This is a genomic window from Stappia albiluteola (assembly GCF_014050225.1).
GTDB lineage: Bacteria > Pseudomonadota > Alphaproteobacteria > Rhizobiales > Stappiaceae > Hongsoonwoonella > Hongsoonwoonella albiluteola.
Genome location: NZ_JACFXV010000047.1, coordinates 1 through 16,207, shown reverse-complemented (window position 1 = coordinate 16,207; position 16,207 = coordinate 1). Strand labels below are relative to the sequence as shown.

The following is a 16,207-nucleotide window of genomic DNA, read 5'->3' as shown; positions in this document are numbered from 1 at the left end:
TTGCCGGCGCTGTCCTCGACCTCCACGGTCACCTGATGGCTGGTGGCCGTCTCGAAATCCAGCAAACCGCCATCCGCCACGCGAAGCTCGTTGCCGACAATGGCGAAGCGCCCGCCGGCATTATCCAGCAGCGTATAGGTGAAGCTCTCGCCCGCATCCGGATCGGCGGCGCCCAGCGTGCCGACCACCGTGCCATTGGTCGAGTTCTCCTCGACGCTCGCATTCGACAGCGTGATGTCCGTCGGCGCCTCGTTGACGTCGCCGACCGTCACCGAAATCGTCTGCACCGACGTGCCGCCATTGCCGTCCGATGCCGTGACCTCGACCTCGTAGACATTGTCGGCACCGGCATCGCCCGGCGCATCGAAATCGGGCGACGCAATGAAGCTCAACTCGCCCGTCGCGCCATCAATCGTAAACAGCGCCCCATCGGCACCGCCGCTGATCGAATAGCTGACGGTGTCATTCGTGTCCGCGTCGGTCGCCGCAACCGTTCCTACGGCGGTCGTGTTCTCGTCGACCGAGAACGAGGCGGACGAGGTGATCACCGGGGCGTCATTCGCACCCGTCACCGTCACCGTCAGCGTTGCCGTGTCGGTTCCACCGTTTCCGTCCGACACTTCATAGGTGAAGACGTCGTCCACCGCCTCGCCGACACCCAGCCCCTGCGCCGCGGCCTGATCGGCCACATAGCTGTAGCTGCCGTCCGAGTTGATCGTCAGCGTGCCATAGGCGCCGGCAATCACCGTCGCAGCACCCACCGCCACCGGTGCTCCGCCGGCCGAAACCGTGCTGACCGAAAGCGTATCGCCGTCCGAATCCGTATCGTTGGTCAGTACGTTGCCCGCAATGGCCGGGCCGTCTTCCGTCGCCGAATTTGCATCGGCGACCGCGACCGGCGCCTCGTTGAAATCCGTGACCTGAACGGTGCTCTGCGCGATTTGCGCGCCTTCGGCGTCCGCAGGGGCATCAAGGAAATCAAGCCCTTCGCCCGTCAGCGAAGGCGAGAACAGGCCGATCTCGGCAGGGTCGGAAATCTCGTCGGTGAAGCCCGGGATCCGCGAATAGCCGGAAAGCGGGATGGAGCCGGTAATCGAGCCCGTCGCTCCCGCATCCTCATCGGCCGATCCGATGACTTCGAGAAGTTGTTGCCGGAATTCCGCCGATGCCTCGAATGTCTCACCACCCAGCACGACGCGCGGCGCCTCCGCCGCCTCTTCGCCGGATCCGGCGAAGAAGTCCTGAAGGCGAACCACCTGCCCCTCAAGCAGGCTGACGATGAGATCGTCACCCTCGACCTGCAGGCTCGCTGTTCCGCCTTCCGGCACATTCACGACATCGCCCGGCGAGACCCGGATCTGAGCCTCATCGCCCGCCACCTCGACCTGACGGATGGATCCATCCTGCTGTACCAGCTCGACCGTTGCCATGAATTAGGACTCCGCGTGCAATGCGCCTTCCGCGACCCCGGTGGTCAAAGGCCGCCGGCCCGCCGGCGCCAGGAACCCACCTCTCGTGAAAGTCGCGGAAACTGAAAAACCGCAAGACAGCAGCGCAAACGCATAGCCATGAGCCCTTGACAGGCCCTGCTGGCAGACCCGCACCGCAAGCCTCACCCCACGACCGCGACCCCAGTGAGCCTTCTGCCCCGACATCGCTCGCAATCTGCATCCTGCAGTAACGATTTATAAAGCACGCCAATGCAAGGTAGGAAAGGCCGATACCTACAATTTGAAATATATTTTTCGAAAAATAGGCTCACGATTCCGTGATTAACTGAATTTACGAAAATCTATTTTCCTTATTATCTAAATATACCTATGGTTAATTTAAAAATAATTTCTTAATTTTTAAAGATTTTTACTGAGTCAGAATTCAATTTTATTACCTTTAATGAAATTGAGATTCACTTCTTCCAATAATAGAAAATTGTTTTTGGGAATTAAATTTTTTAATTCAGGCAGATAACCAAAAACTTGATCTGGGATTCCAGAAAAATCAGTTCGAAATTCTTGCAATCAAGAGAGGCAAGGCGCCTGCGGTCATCGAATTGCGAATTCGCGCTTTCGCGGTATGGAAACCCGGTCCCTGATCCGCTTCCAGTCCAGAATCGGCCAGCAAGCCAGACATTTGAAAGGCCGGGTCATCTGCCTCTTCGGCCGGGGCACCCGCGCACCCATTGCGACGCATCCGGCTGATCGGGGCGCTTCTGGAGCCGCGAGCGGCCCCTCGCGCAGTCGCCCCGGGCCGGATACCGACGCGGCCGCATAAACCGACGCCGCACCGCTCCTGAAGACAGTGTCTTACCTTGCCGCGACAGAGAGGCTCTGGCGCAGGTTCCCGACGGTGGCCAGCAGCTCGAATTCATCCTGGAGCGCAAGGATGCGCACCTCGTCAAGCGCCACCTGGGAGCGGTAGAGGTCGCTTTGCGCATCGAGCAGGTCGAACAGGCTTCGCCGACCAAGCTCGAACTGCGCGAGATAGGCGTCCACGACCTTCGCCGTATCGCTTGCCTGCTCGACAAGCGGCGGCACGCGCGCACGGTCGCCTTTCAGGCGAGCGAAAGCCCGTCGGATCGCCTCGCGAACCTCGCGGGCGATTTCGCCCCTTTCCTGCTGGGCAACGCCGGCCAGTTCGACAGCGCGCCGCCGGTCGGCGGTATCCCTGCCGCCAGTATAGAGGGGAAACCGCAGCCGCAACTGGGCGGAAGCCGAATTGTCCACGCCGCGCACGCCGCCAAGGTTTTCCCCGAGGGTGCCCGTCACATCGAACGTCACGCGCGGCAGGAAGGGCTCCTCCGTCGCGCGCGCTTCGGCCTCGGCCGCCCGCTCGCGCGAGATCGCGCTTTGCAGGAAAGGATTTACCCGCTGCGCCAGATTGAGCGCCTGCTCCACGCTGCCCGGCAGTTGCCCGCGCCCGAGTCGTGGCTGCTTCAGGCTACGCGGGTTCTGCCCGACCACCTCGAGAAACTGTGCCCTGCGCTCATCGAGGTCGCGCTGCCGCCGGGCGATTTCCTCGCGCGCGGCCGCGATCCGCGCACGCGCCTGGATGGCGTCGGCCTCGCGGGCACGGCCCGATCGCACCAGCGCATCCACCAGCCTGGAAATCCGGTTGAGCGCTGCATAATTGTCATTCGCCCGCCGCAGCAGTTGCTCCGACAGGATCACCGCCAGGTAGACCTGCGTCACGTCGAACGAGAGCTGTTCTTCGGCCGACAGGATACCGTGCTGCTCCGATTCCGCGAAAAACCGGGCCGCCTCCGTCCGCGACCGGGTGCCGCCATTGTCGAACAGCAACTGGCTGCCGACGATAGTCGCGTCGTAGCGGCCGAGGTCCTCCGAGCCGCCTTCGATCTGCGCGCGGGTCGACGTATTGTTGGTCACCTCGTAGCCGCCGCCGGCCGTGATATCGACCTGCGGCAGAAATCCGCTGCGGGCGGAGTCGATGCGATCCACCGCGGCACGATGACGCGAGCGCGCCGCCTCGACCACGGGACGCGTGTTCACCGCGTTCTCCACGGCCTGCGAAAGACTCTGGGCGGATGCGGACATTTCGCCCAGGCCAAGCAATGCAAGGCCGGCGATCACGCGGAGCGGTGCGCCGACACTTACCCTTCGGGCACACACCCCAATCAAACTCTTCCGCAAAGCGTCCCCCAATTCCCACCTCGGACTCGCGGCACTATGCGCGGCAATTTTCGCGCAGGTCAACCTTACAGTGCGTAACTCATGGGCGCACGAAATGAGGGAACATTCAAAAAATCGTGATGTTAAGAAATAAAGTAAGGCAGACATCAATGTATAATTGCTCTTATTTATATATATCTACATCTTGCAAAGTTAACCTAGCGTCATTATTTTAAAATAGACTATACATTAATGAAATATATACAAATAAATCAAGATATAGATTTTGCGAGCCGGCAATTTTATTTTTCGAATTCATTTTATTGAATTTACGGCTTTCCTCGTCGCTTCGACCAGTCAACGAACTTCGGAATCCGCGCCGGAACTCCCGGGATACACTCTGGCCGCGAAACGGCAACGACATAAACGGCAAATATCAAAGCCGATACATGACCTCCGGTTATACTTGGCGGGGATTTTGCCATTTGCCTTGTCTCCTGCCGGCTGACATCCTGAACCCCCAACAGGTTCGCAAATGATGAGCCTCACCGGGAGAAACGGCCTCTGCGTCAGCGCCGTCCATTCATCCGGGAAGGCCGGGAAGGCAAGGCGATGAAGACCTCCATCGCGACCGTTTCCATCAGTGGCGAGTTCCAGGAAAAGCTCGCGGCGATAGCCGCCGCCGGCTTCGACGGCGTCGAAATCTTCGAGAACGATTTCCTCGCCTTCGACGAAAGTCCGCGCGACGTCGGCAACATGATCCGCGACAAGGGTCTGGAAATCACCCTTTTCCAGCCTTTCCGCGATTTCGAGGGCATGCCGGAGCCGCAGCGCGCCCGCACCTTCGACCGCGCCGAGCGCAAGTTCGACCTGATGCAGGAACTGGGCACCGACCTGATGCTGGTCTGCTCCAACGTCTCGCCGGTCAGCCTCGGCGGTATCGATCGGCTGGCGGCCGACTTCCACGAACTCGGCGAGCGGGCGGCAAGGCGGGGCCTGCGCGTCGGTTACGAGGCGCTCGCCTGGGGGCGCCACATCAACGACCACCGCGACGCATGGGAAGTGGTGCGCCGCGCCGATCATCCCGATATCGGCCTGATCCTCGACAGCTTTCATACGCTGGCCCGCAGGATCGACGTCGATTCGATCCGTTCGATTCCCGCCGACCGCATCTTCATCGTGCAACTTGCCGACGCGCCGAAATTCGATATGGACCTGCTGCACTGGAGCCGGCACTACCGCAACATGCCCGGCGAAGGCGACCTGCCGGTGACCGACTTCCTGCGCGCGGTCGCCGCGACCGGCTACGCGGGCGTCCTGTCGCTGGAGATCTTCAACGACCAGTTCCGCGGCGGCTCGCCCCGTTCCATCGCCGTCGACGGCCACCGCTCGCTGATCTACCTCGCCGATCGGGTGCGCCGGCTGGAGCCGGACGTGAAGATCGACCTGCCGGCAATGCCCGACCGGATCGAGCCGAAGGGCATCGAATTCGTCGAATTCGCCGCCAATGAAGCGGAAGCCGAAGAACTCGCGGCGATGTTCCGCACGCTCGGCTTCGCGCCGACGGGCAAGCACGTCTCCAAGGACGTGACGCTTTGGCAGCAGGGCGGCATCCACCTCGTCATCAACAAGGAGCGGGAGGGCTTCGCCCATTCCGCCTATATCCTGCACGGCACCTGCGTCTGCGACATCGGCCTGAAGGTGGAGGACGCCGCCGCCACCATCGAGCGCGCCCGGCATCTGCTTGCCGATATTTTCGAGCAACCGGTCGGCCCCGGCGAACTCAGCATCCCTGCCATTCGCGGCCTCGGCGGCGGCATCATGCATTTCATCGACGACAAGACGGATCTCGCCCGCGTCTGGGATATCGAATTCCAGCCGATAGGGGACGGCGAGGGCCGCAACGGCGCCGGCCTCACCCGGATCGACCACCTCGCCCAGACGATGGACTACGAGGAGCTGCTCACCTGGGCGCTCTTCTACACCTCGATCTTCCGGACCGCGAAAACGCCGATGGTCGACGTGGTGGATCCGGCCGGTCTCGTCCGCAGCCAGGCGATCGAGAACGCCTCCGGCTCTTTCCGCATCACGATGAACGGCGCGGAAAACCAGCGCACTTTCGCCGGTCACTTCATCGCCGAGAATTTCGGCTCCGCCGTCCAGCACATCGCCTTCGCCTCCGACGATATCTTCCTCACCCGCGAGAAGCTGATCGCCTGCGGCTTCCGGCCCCTGCAGATTTCCGCCAACTATTATGACGACATCGAGGCCCGCTTCGGCCTCGATCCGGAATTCGCCGACCGGCTGCGCGAGGCCGACATCCTCTACGACCGCGAGGAGGACGGCGAATATTTCCAGCTCTACAGCCCGATCTACGGCGAAGGCTTCTTCTTTGAAATCGTCGAGCGGCGTGGCAATTACCGCGGCTATGGCGCGGCGAATGCACAGTTCCGCATTGCGGCCCAGCGCCGCCTTCTCCGCCCCAAGGGCATGCCGAAAAAATAGTCTTCAATCAGTGGCCGGGATCGGCCCTTGGGAAGAAATCGATGGACCGCAACCTTCGCCTTGGCCTGATCGGCGACAATATCAGGCAGACCCGCTCGCCGTCGCTGCATATCGTCTGCGGCCTGGCCAGCGGCATCAACGTCGCCTACGACCTGCTGATCCCCTATGAGCAGGGCCTGCCGTTCCACGCCCTGCTGAAGCGCTGCGAGGAGGCAGGCTATAACGGCCTCAACGTCACCTATCCCTACAAGGAAACGGCGGCGAAGCTGGTCACGCCCGGCGACCCGATGATTTCCCGGATCGGCTCGTCGAACACGATCTGTTTCAGGCCGGAAGGCCCGCGCTGCTTCAATACCGACTATACCGGCTTCGTCTCGGCCTATCGCGACCGGTTCGGCGCGACAGAGCCCGGCCGCGTCCTGCTGATCGGCGCGGGCGGCGTCGGCCGTGCCGTGGCTTTCGGCTTGCTGAACCTCGGCTGCGGCAGGCTCGATATCTGCGACAGCGACGCCGACAAGATCGCAGCCCTTTCGTCCGCGCTTCGCGGCGGCGGCGAGGAACCGGCCATGCAGGTCGGGCAGGATTCGCCGAAGGATCTCGGCAATCTCGACGGCTATGACGGGGTGATCAACTGCACGCCCCTCGGCATGGTCGGCAAGCCGGGCTCGCCCCTCCCCCCCGGCGTGTCCGGACAGGTCCGCTGGGCCTTCGAGGCGGTCTATACGCCGCTTCGCACCACCTTCATCGGCCAGGTCGAGGCGCTCGGCGCCGATGTGCTGAACGGCTACGAGCTCTATTTCCACCAGGGCATCCAGGCCTTCGAGCATTTCTCCGGCGTAAAGCTTGCCGATCCCGCCAGGGTCCGGGATATCCTGCTGAATTCGGCGAATTGATCAGGCGGCGCTGATTTTTCTCGAAACGGCGACCGGCACCACGTCGACCGAATGATCGGTGCTCTGGCGGCCCGCGCTGCGCAGCACGCCCTTGACCGGCGCCACGTCGGAATAGTCGCGCCCCCGCGCGATCACGATATGATCGGTGTCGACGAACATGGAATTCGTCGGGTCGAACTCGATCCAGCCCGTTTCCACGCCGCACCAGGCCCGCACCCAGGCATGCATGGCATCCGCCCCCTCCAGCCTTGCCTGCCCTTCCGGCGCGATGGTGCGCAGGAACCCGCTGACATAGCCTGCGGGAATGCCGATACCGCGCAGGCAGGCAATCATGATGTGCGAATAGTCCTGGCACACGCCGTGGCGGCGCCGGAACGCCTCTTCCGCAGTCGTTTCCACCGTCGTCGCTTCCGGGTCGTAGCGCATTGCCTCATGCAACCCGGTGCCGATCGCGCGAACGGCATCGACGACGGTCATGTCCGGCCCGACGAGTTCGCGCGCGAAGGCCGTCATCTCCGCGTTGAGCCTCACGCGGTCGGATCTGCCGGTAAAATGGATCGGCGCCTCCGACCCGAGCGACCGGACGCAGCCGATCTCGCGCACCAGCCCGCCAAGGCAGGGCGACATGTTCAGCACCGGCGCCTCGGCGAGGCGCTCGACGCGGGCCTGCACCTCGAAGCGGATTTCGTCATGCGGGAACCGGTAGGCGATCTCCACCGTCGGATTGCCGAAGAAATCCGTTCCCTCGCGCCGCTCCGCCGGCTGCGGCTCGATATTGAGATGGCCGGCGACCAGCCGTTGCTCGCCGGGAAGATCCGCCGGCATCAGCCGCAGCAGGTGCCGCCCGCCCGAGGCGGGGCTTTCGTATTCGTGCAGGATCTTGAGGCCGATATCGTAGAGCATTGCACCGCCTCAGCTCATGTAGTCCGCGGAGAGCCCCTCCGAAAGGGCGGCGATCTCCCCGCCGATGCGCAGCAGTTCCGCCGTGTCGAGCGTCTCCGGCGTCTGCAGGGCAAGATCGGTGTGGACCTTCAGCATCGCCCGCGAAAGCGCAGACATCTGGCCGTGCACCTGTGCTGCCGGCAGCAGGTTCGCCTGATCGCGGATCACGGTGAGCTGATAGAGGATCGATCGCGGGTTCATCGCGTCGAGCGCCAGGAGATCGACCACCGTTTCCCGGGTCGTCGTCACCGAATAGCGGCGGCGATGGGTCATCGTGCTGTCGCCAACCTCGATCGCGAGATCGAAGCCGCCTTCCGGCGCCTGCGGGTCGGCGAAGGCGGCCAGCATCCCGGCCATGGCATGGGCGCGTTCCAGCGAACGGCCGATCGTCAGGAACCGCCAGCCGGTAAACCGGTACATGTTCTCGTGCACGAGGCCGGAAAAGCCGGTGACCTTGCGCAACAGGATGCTGAAGGCGCGTGCCGCGTCGTCGCCGGCGGTTACCGTATTCGCCATGCGCCGCGCCGTCTTGTCGAGATCCGTCAGCGCCATCCAGCCATCCACGGAAAAGCGATCGCGGATCTTGGACGCGCTGTTGACGGCTGCCGAAAGCGTCTGCAGCAGCGCCGTCGGAATGCCTCTTTCCAGCTCCACGCCATAGCATTCGAGATGCCTGGCGATGGTGGCGATGAGCGGCACCGACGGATCGCCGGTCTCCGCGAGCCGCCCGTGATAGGCCCGCACGAGGCGCATGATGCCTTCCGTGCGCTCCACATAGCGGCCGAGCCAGTAGAGATTGTCCGCCGACCGGCTCGGCAGGAAGGCGGGTTGGTTGCGGATGTAGGGGTCCGAGGGCCGAGCCAGCATCGTGTCCTCGGCGACCGGCCCTTCGCCGACCACCCATACGTCAGCCACCGCGCCGCCCTGCCGCATGGCGATGGCCGTCGCGTCGTTCGACCCGCCGATCCGCGCGAATCCGCCCGGCATCGCCTGCCAGCCGGTCGCCGTCCTCGCCAGGAAGATCCGCAGGCTCATCGGCCGCGGCACCAGCCTGCCCCCTTCATAGACCGGGGTGGTGGAGAGCGTCACCGCCTCCTGGCCGACGACGCCGGCCGCGTTTTCGTCGAGCCAGCACTCGAACGGGTCGGGCGTGTCGCGGCAGACCTCGCCGCCAAGCGCCAGCATGTCGTCGCTCTCGAAGGGCAGGCCCGTGGACAGTGCCGGCGCGATCGTCATCTGCGCCGCATTCGCCTTCACATGGGCCAGTTCCGTCGGCTGGCCGCACCACCACGTCGCGATATTCGGCATGGCAAGCCGGGCGCCGAGAAGGGCATCGCAGATGCGCGGCAGGAAGGCAAGCAGCGCCCGCGTTTCCAGCACGCCCGCGCCCAGCGCATTGACCATGGCGACATTGCCCTGCCGGATCGCGCCGACAAGGCCGGGCGTGCCGAGTTGCGACGTCTCGTTCAGGTCCAGCGGATCCGCCCAGGACGCGTCGAGCCGGCGCCATAACACGCTGATCGGCTGCAGGCCGGCCACCGTGCGCACCATCAGCCGGCCGTTCTCCACCGTCAGGTCCTCTCCTTCCAGCAGCATCAGGCCGAGATAGCGCGCGATATAGGCGTGCTCGTAATAGGTTTCGTTCCACGGACCGGGCGTCAGGATGCCGGCGCGGCTGCCGTCGTCGCCGCGCAGCGACATCAGCGCCTCGCGGAAGGAGCGGAAGAAGCCCGCCAGCCGGTGGACATTGGCCTGCCGGAACACCTCGGAAAAGATGCGGGCCGTCGCCACCCGGTTTTCAAGCGCGAAGCCGGCGCCCGACGGTGCCTGCGTCCTGTCGCCCAGCACCCACCAGGTGCCGTCCGGCCCGCGGCCGATCTCGAAGGCCAGAAAATGCAGGAAATGGCCGGAAGGCGGCCTCACGCCCACCAGCGGGCGCAGCCATTCCGGGCTCGTGGCGATCAGCGACGCCGGCAGGTGGCCTTCGGCGACCAGCCGGTTTTCGCCGTAAAGATCGGCGACCACCGCCTCCAGCAGGTCCGCGCGCTGCGCGAGCCCCGCCGCGATCGTGCGCCATTCGCTCTCGGCGATCAGCACCGGAATGTGGCTGAGCGGCCAGTCGCGCTCGGCCACCGCCCCCTCGCCATACTGGCGGAAATAGACGCCGGCATCCCTGAGATACTGGTCGCCCCGGCTGAATCGGCGCTGCATCTCCGCCGGGGAGAGCCGCGACAGGTGATCCAGCAGCGGCAGCCAGGCCTGTCGGATCGCCCCGGCCCCGTCCAGCAACTCGTCGGCCACGCCCGGCAGCGGACGGTAATCCGCCAGAAGCGTGCCGAAACTCCTGACTTGCTGAAGACTGGCCCCGGTCATGCTCAAACTCCCGCCGGACGCCGAAGGTCGAGCGTCATCGGGAACTCGCCGTGGCGGATTTCCGGCGGCGGCTCGTAAAGGCCGGGGGTGTGGCCGCTCGGCTCGAACCGCGCGAGCCGCCTCGCCTCCGCCTCATAGCTGTTGACGGGGAAGGTGTCGTAGCTGCGCCCGCCAGGATGCGCGACATGATAGACGCAGCCGCCGAGCGCCCGCCCGCTCCACCTGTCGAAGATGTCGAAGGTCAGCGGCGCGTCGACCGGCAGCGCCGGATGCAGCGCCATGGCCGGCTGCCAGGCCTTGTAGCGCACGCCGCCGACGGCTTCGCCGCCCGTGCCGGTCTTCGTCATCGGCACCCGCCGCCGGTTGCAGGCGATGGCATAGCGGTCCGGATCGGCCGCCGTCATCTTCACCTGCAGCCGCTCGGTGGAGGAATCCGTGTAGCGCACCGTTCCGCCGATCGCCCCTGTTTCGCCGAGCACATGCCAGGGTTCCAGCGCCTGCTTCAGCTCCAGCTTCACGCCTTCGTACTCCACCGCACCGCAGAAGGGGAAGCGGAATTCCGCCTGTGCCTCGTACCATTCGGGCCGCAGCGCAAAGCCGTGATGCTCCAGGTCGCGCAGCACGTCCAGGAAATCCTCCCAGATGAAATGCGGCAGCATGAAGCGGTCGTGCAGCACCGTGCCCCAGCGCGTGAGATTGCCGCCGACCGGCGAATGCCACAGCCGCGCGATCAGCGCCCGCACCAGCACCTGCTGGGCAAGGCTCATCCGCGCGTTCGGCGGCATCTCGAAGCCGCGGAACTCCACCAGGCCGAGACGCCCCGTCGGCCCGTCCGGCGAATAGAGCTTGTCGATGCAGATCTCCGCCCGGTGCGTGTTTCCCGTGACGTCGACCAGCAGGTTGCGCAGCAGCCGGTCGACCAGCCAGGGAAACGGCGGCTCGCCTTCGGACGGGTGCGGAACCTGCGCCAGCGCCGTCTCCATCTCGTAGAGCCCGTCGTGGCGCGCCTCGTCGATGCGCGGTGCCTGGCTCGTCGGTCCGATGAAAAGACCGGAGAAGAGATAGGAGAGGCTCGGATGGCGCTGCCAGTGCAGGATCAGGCTGCGCAGCAGGTCGGGCCGCCGCAGGAACGGGCTGTCCATCGGCGTCTGGCCGCCCACCACCACATGGTTGCCGCCGCCGGTGCCCGTATGCCGCCCGTCGATCATGAACTTGTCGGCGCCGAGCCGGCATTGCCGCGCCTCTTCGTACAGCGCCTCGGTCGTCGCGACGCAGTCGTCCCAGCTTGCGGCCGGATGGATATTGACCTCGATGACGCCGGGATCGGGCGCGACGCGGATGACGTTGATGCGCGGATCGGGCGGCGGCGCGTAGCCCTCGACATGCAGCGTGAGTTTCAGCCGCCGCGCGGCCGCTTCCGCCGCCGAAATCAGTTCCAGATAGTCCTCGACCCGCTCGACCGGCGGCATGAACAGGCAAAGCCGCCCGTCGCGGGGCTCGATGGCAAGGGCCGTTCGCACCGCCCCTTCCACTCCCCCCAGTTCCTGTTCGACGACCTCCTGCGTCGCCTCGGCGGCGGTGAAGTGAGCGGCCGCCTGCGGCCGTTCCTGGCGGATATCGCCGGCGCGGAAGTCCGCCAGCGGTCCACGCGGTTCCGTCGGATCGGCGATATTCACGTATGGATATTGCGACGGCGGCACGTAGGGCAGCGATCCGAGCGGCAGGCGGAAGCCGACCGGGCTGTCGCCGGGCACGAGAAAGATCCTGCCGCGCCTGAGCTTCCATTTCTCGGAACGCCAGCGGCTTTCCCTGCTCTGCGACTGCCAGCGCTGGATCGGCAGCACGAAGCCGGACGGCTCCGTCAGCCCGCGCCCGAAGACGCGCGCGATGCGGCTGCGTTCCTCCGGGTCCTCGAGCCTGGAATTTTCCGGCGTCACGTTTTCCGGCAGATTGCCCTCGCGCAGGATCCATTCCGCCGGATCTTCGTAGGCCGGCTCCACATGCTCCGCCTCCACTCCCAGTTCCTCGGCGATCGCGCCAAGCAGGGCTTCCGCCTCACCAATGCCCGCCTTGGCATCTCCCGCTTCCGGCGCGATGAGGTCGGGATCGCTCCAGATCGGCTTGCCGTCCCGCCGCCAATAGAGGGAAAAGGTCCAGCGCGGCAGCGTTTCGCCCGGGTACCACTTGCCTTGGCCGTAGTGGAGGAAGCCGCCCGGCGCGAAGCGCTCGCGCAGCCGCCGGATCAGCTCGTCGGCAAGCGCCCGCTTCGCCGGACCGACCGCTTCGGTATTCCATTCCTCGGATTCGAAATCGTCGATGGAAACGAAGGTCGGCTCGCCGCCCATGGTGAGCCTGACGTCGCCAAGCGCCAGCGACTCGTCCACCTTGCGGCCGAGCGCATCCAGCGCCGCCCACGCTTCGTCGGAAAACGGCCTGGTGATGCGCGGATGCTCGGCGACCCGCCTCACCTGCATGTCGAAATTGAAGTCGACGCTGGCAGCGCTCGCCATTCCCGCCACGGGTGCGGCATTGCGATAGTGCGGCGTGGCGGCCAGCGGGATGTGGCTCTCGCCGGTCAGCAGCCCGGATGTCGGATCGAGGCCGATCCAGCCCGCTCCCGGAACATAGGCCTCCGCCCAGGCATGCAGGTCCGTGAAGTCGTGATCGGTGCCGGCAGGACCGTCCAGCGCCACGATGTCCGGCTTCAACTGGATCAGGTAGCCCGACACGAAACGGGCGGCGATGCCCATGTGGCGCAGCGCCTGCACCAGCAGCCAGCTTGAATCGCGGCAGGAGCCGGTGCCACGCTCAAAGGTTTCCTCCGGCGTCTGCACGCCGGCTTCCATGCGGATCACATAGCCGACCTCACGCGCGACCATGGCGTTGAGCGCGACGAGGAAATCGACGGTCCGCACCCGCTCGCGCGGGATCGCGGCGAGGAATTCCGCAAGCTTCGGCCCGGCGGCATCGGCCTTCAGATAGATTCCGAGATCGTCGCGGATATCCTCCGCATAGGCGAAGGGCCAGTGCTCGGCCTCGCTTTCGACGAAGAAGTCGAAGGGATTGTAGACCGTCATGTCGGCGACAAGATCGACCTCGATGCGGAATTCCCTCACCGGATTGGGAAAGACGTAGCGCGCCAGCCAGTTTCCGTAAGGATCCTGCTGGTAGTTCACGAAATGATCCTTGGGACCGACCTTCAGCGAATGGGATATGACGCGCGTGCGGCTGTGCGGCGCTGGTCTGAGGCGGATGACCTGCGGTCCCAGAGTGACCGGGCGATCGTATTTGTAATGCGTCAGATGATGGATACTGGCGAGGATCGACATCGTTCCGCTTGGGCAAGGACAGGTTCACCCAAGCGTTTCATAATTCAATACGCCACACCATCACTTTGTTTAGGCAATACGATATGGAAAATGCCTGTTGCCTGGCCGTTTCAGGCCGCAGACTGCCGGCGATTGTGCTGGATCGACGACCACAGCGACAGCCCGATCAGGCAGACGCCGATCAGTCCCGTGACCAGTTCGGGGATGTGCCAGATCAGCTGGGCGAACATGATCACGGAGAGAAGCAGGATGGAATAGAAGGCGCCGTGTTCGAGATAGCGGAACTGCGCCAGCGTCCGCCGCTCCACCAGCATGATCGTCATCGAGCGCACATAGAATGCGCCGATGCCGAGGCCGATGGCGATCAGGAACAGGTTCTGCGTCAGGGCGAAAGCGCCGATCACGCCGTCGAAGCTGAAGGACGCGTCCAGCACTTCCAGATAGAGAAAGGCGCCAACCCCGCCCTGCTTCGCCATGTTGGCAGCCTGGCTGGAGGCGTCGAGCAAGTGGCCGATGACTTCCACGCCGAGAAAGGTCAGCAGGCCGGCGACGGCGGCGAACAGGAACGTCGCGGTATCCCGGTCCGGAAGAATTGCCGCAAAGGCCATTATCACCGCCAGCACCAGGGCGATTTCAAGACCGCGCACCGAGGCGCAGCGCCTGAGTTGGCATTCGAGCGACCGGATCCAGTCCACTTCCTTGCCGGCATCGACGAAATAGGTAAGCGCCACCATCATCAGGAAAGTGCCGCCGAAAGCGGCGATCGACAAATGCGCATCGCCGATGATCGCGGCATATTCCTGCGGCTCGCTGGCCGCCAGATGGATCGCCGCGACCGGCCCGATCCCCGCCGCCACCACCACGATCAGCAGCGGAAACACCACCCGCATGCCGAAGACGGCGATCAGGATGCCCCAGGTCAGGAAGCGCCGCTGCCAGGCCGGCGTCATCGTCTGCAGCCGGTTGGCGTTGACGATGGCGTTGTCGAAGGAAAGCGAGATTTCCAGCACTGCCAGCACCGCGCCGATGAGCAGGAAGCCGACCCCGCCGGAAAGCGAATCCGTGCTGGACACGCCGAGCCAGTAAGCCAGCCCCAGGCCGACCGCGGTGAACAGAATGGCCCAGCGGAAATAGTGGAGGGTTACGGTCATTCGGGAGATCCGGGGCCCGCATGCGCATGATCGCCCGCGCGGCGCGTCCTTCGAGATAGGAAGCGACATGCGCCGCAACAAGACGGCGGGTGCGGAATAAGTGTTTCGACATAACGCGGAGCCGGATGGGCCGCGCTGCCTCTCCCCTCGTCTTCGCCGGGCCCAGACCCGGCGATCCATAGGGCGGCTGCGGCAAGGCGAAACGCAGGATGGATACGCGGATCAGGCCCGCGTATGACGATCCGAGAGGTTGCCGCAGAGGGGTCACTCACCCTGTCGTGCTTGCGCCAACACGCCCACACACTCTGTCATGCCCGGCTCGACCGGGCATCCAGTAACCGCCAACGCCGGAGGTCTAGCCTTAGGCGCATATGTTTACTGGTTCCGCTGAATTCACGAAACAAGTGCAACACCTGCTAAGGTGTTGCCGCGATGGGACAAAGTTACGATCAGTTGAGCCTGCGGGAGCGGGTAAAGATAGAGCTGTGGCACCGGGAAGGGCGCTCGCTGCGCTGGATCGGACGGCAACTGGGTCGTTCGGCTGCCACGATCAGCCGCGAGTTGCGGCGCAATGCCAGGCCGACCAAGCAGTGGTGCGGCAGCTATGACGGGGAACGGGCGCACGGACTGGCCCTCCGGCGCCGGCGCTGGGATGCCCGCTACAAGCTGGCACGCCAGCCGGCGCTGCGCGACATGGTCAGGCAACGCCTTGCGATGGGACAGTCACCCGAACAGATCGCCGGCCGGCTGGCGCGCGAGCACGGTGGCACGCTCATCAGCCATGAGTCCATCTACCGCTTCGTTTATCACCGCTCGGCGCAAAAGGATTACTGGCACCGCCTACTGCCGCGCGCCAAGAACCGCAGGGGCCGCCTGGGCCTGCGCGGCGGCTCGTCCGTCAGCTTCATCAAGCTGCGCCGCCCGCTGGCCCAACGTCCCGCCGAGGCCGACGACAGGGCCACGCCGGGCCACTGGGAGGCCGACCTCATGGCCTTTTCCCGCTATGGCCAGTATGTGCTGGTCACCCATGAGCGCAGCTCGCGCATCCTCACCATCGATCGGCTGTCGCGAAAGACCGCGCGCGCCGTCGTCCAGGCCCTGGTTCAGCGCTTCGGTCCGCTGCCCCGCCTGTTGCGCCGGTCGCTCACCTTCGACAATGGCACGGAATTCGCCTTGCATTTCGAACTCACGGACAGGCTCGGCCTCGCCACCTTCTTCTGCGATCCGCACGCCCCCTGGCAGAAGGGTGGCATCGAGAATGCCATCGGCCGCATGCGCAAGATCTTGCCGCGCAAGTCGGATCTGGCAACCATCGATCAAGGCCAAATCCGACAGTTGGTCGAGCACTACAACAATACCCCGCGCAAATGCCTTGCCTTCAGGACGCC

Annotated in this window: 9 protein-coding genes; 3 read left to right on the top strand and 6 right to left on the bottom strand. The window is 64.6% G+C overall.

The features are described 5' to 3' along the window. The coding region (locus tag H2509_RS08240) for an Ig-like domain-containing protein (RefSeq protein ID WP_182164202.1) at positions 1–1,430 on the bottom strand (1,430 nt) is incomplete at its 3' end. Between the two features lie 873 nt (positions 1,431–2,303). Then, entirely contained in the window at positions 2,304–3,551 is a 1,248-nt protein-coding gene (locus H2509_RS08235; RefSeq protein ID WP_235974815.1) for a TolC family outer membrane protein, read from the bottom strand. Between the two features lie 687 nt (positions 3,552–4,238). On the opposite strand from H2509_RS08235, the gene H2509_RS08230 reads away from it, so the two are divergent. Both H2509_RS08230 and H2509_RS08225 read left to right on the top strand, forming a co-directional pair. Further along, positions 4,239–6,131, top strand: coding sequence for a bifunctional sugar phosphate isomerase/epimerase/4-hydroxyphenylpyruvate dioxygenase family protein (locus H2509_RS08230; RefSeq protein WP_182164198.1), 1,893 nt, complete (start codon positions 4,239–4,241; stop codon positions 6,129–6,131). Between the two features lie 41 nt (positions 6,132–6,172). Further along, positions 6,173–7,024, top strand: a complete 852-nt coding sequence (locus H2509_RS08225; RefSeq protein WP_182164196.1) for a shikimate dehydrogenase family protein — start codon at positions 6,173–6,175, stop codon at positions 7,022–7,024. Here the strand turns inward: H2509_RS08225 and H2509_RS08220 are convergent, their stop codons facing one another. From H2509_RS08220 to H2509_RS08205, 4 genes are all read right to left on the bottom strand, one after another. Then, the gene (locus H2509_RS08220; protein ID WP_182164194.1) at positions 7,025–7,927 is read right to left on the bottom strand and encodes a transglutaminase family protein; all 903 of its coding nucleotides are present in this window, start codon (positions 7,925–7,927) and stop codon (positions 7,025–7,027) included. A 9-nt stretch (positions 7,928–7,936) separates the two neighbouring features. After that, the gene (locus H2509_RS08215) at positions 7,937–10,339 is read right to left on the bottom strand and encodes a circularly permuted type 2 ATP-grasp protein (RefSeq protein ID WP_182164192.1); all 2,403 of its coding nucleotides are present in this window, start codon (positions 10,337–10,339) and stop codon (positions 7,937–7,939) included. A 2-nt stretch (positions 10,340–10,341) separates the two neighbouring features. Then, positions 10,342–13,668 (bottom strand): transglutaminase family protein, encoded by a 3,327-nt coding sequence (locus H2509_RS08210; RefSeq protein WP_182164190.1) that lies wholly within the window; start codon positions 13,666–13,668, stop codon positions 10,342–10,344. Positions 13,669–13,778: 110 nt separating this feature from the next. Beyond that, positions 13,779–14,819: a DUF475 domain-containing protein gene (locus H2509_RS08205; protein ID WP_182164188.1), complete on the bottom strand. Its 1,041-nt coding sequence runs from the start codon at positions 14,817–14,819 to the stop codon at positions 13,779–13,781. A gap of 432 nt (positions 14,820–15,251) precedes the next feature. On the opposite strand from H2509_RS08205, the gene H2509_RS08200 reads away from it, so the two are divergent. Then, positions 15,252–16,207 (top strand): IS30 family transposase (locus tag H2509_RS08200; protein ID WP_182161583.1); only part of this gene is annotated, 956 nt, incomplete at its 3' end.

Excerpts from the sequence above, each read along its gene's own strand:
- H2509_RS08215 (WP_182164192.1), bottom strand. The coding sequence starts at position 10,339 with ATGACCGGGGCCAGTCTTCAGCAAGTCAGGAGTTTCGGCACGCTTCTG.
- H2509_RS08220 (WP_182164194.1), bottom strand. The coding sequence starts at position 7,927 with ATGCTCTACGATATCGGCCTCAAGATCCTGCACGAATACGAAAGCCCC.
- H2509_RS08205 (WP_182164188.1), bottom strand. The coding sequence starts at position 14,819 with ATGACCGTAACCCTCCACTATTTCCGCTGGGCCATTCTGTTCACCGCG.
- H2509_RS08235 (WP_235974815.1), bottom strand. The coding sequence starts at position 3,551 with ATGTCCGCATCCGCCCAGAGTCTTTCGCAGGCCGTGGAGAACGCGGTG.
- H2509_RS08230 (WP_182164198.1), top strand. The coding sequence starts at position 4,239 with ATGAAGACCTCCATCGCGACCGTTTCCATCAGTGGCGAGTTCCAGGAA.
- H2509_RS08225 (WP_182164196.1), top strand. The coding sequence starts at position 6,173 with ATGGACCGCAACCTTCGCCTTGGCCTGATCGGCGACAATATCAGGCAG.
- H2509_RS08210 (WP_182164190.1), bottom strand. The coding sequence starts at position 13,668 with ATGTCGATCCTCGCCAGTATCCATCATCTGACGCATTACAAATACGAT.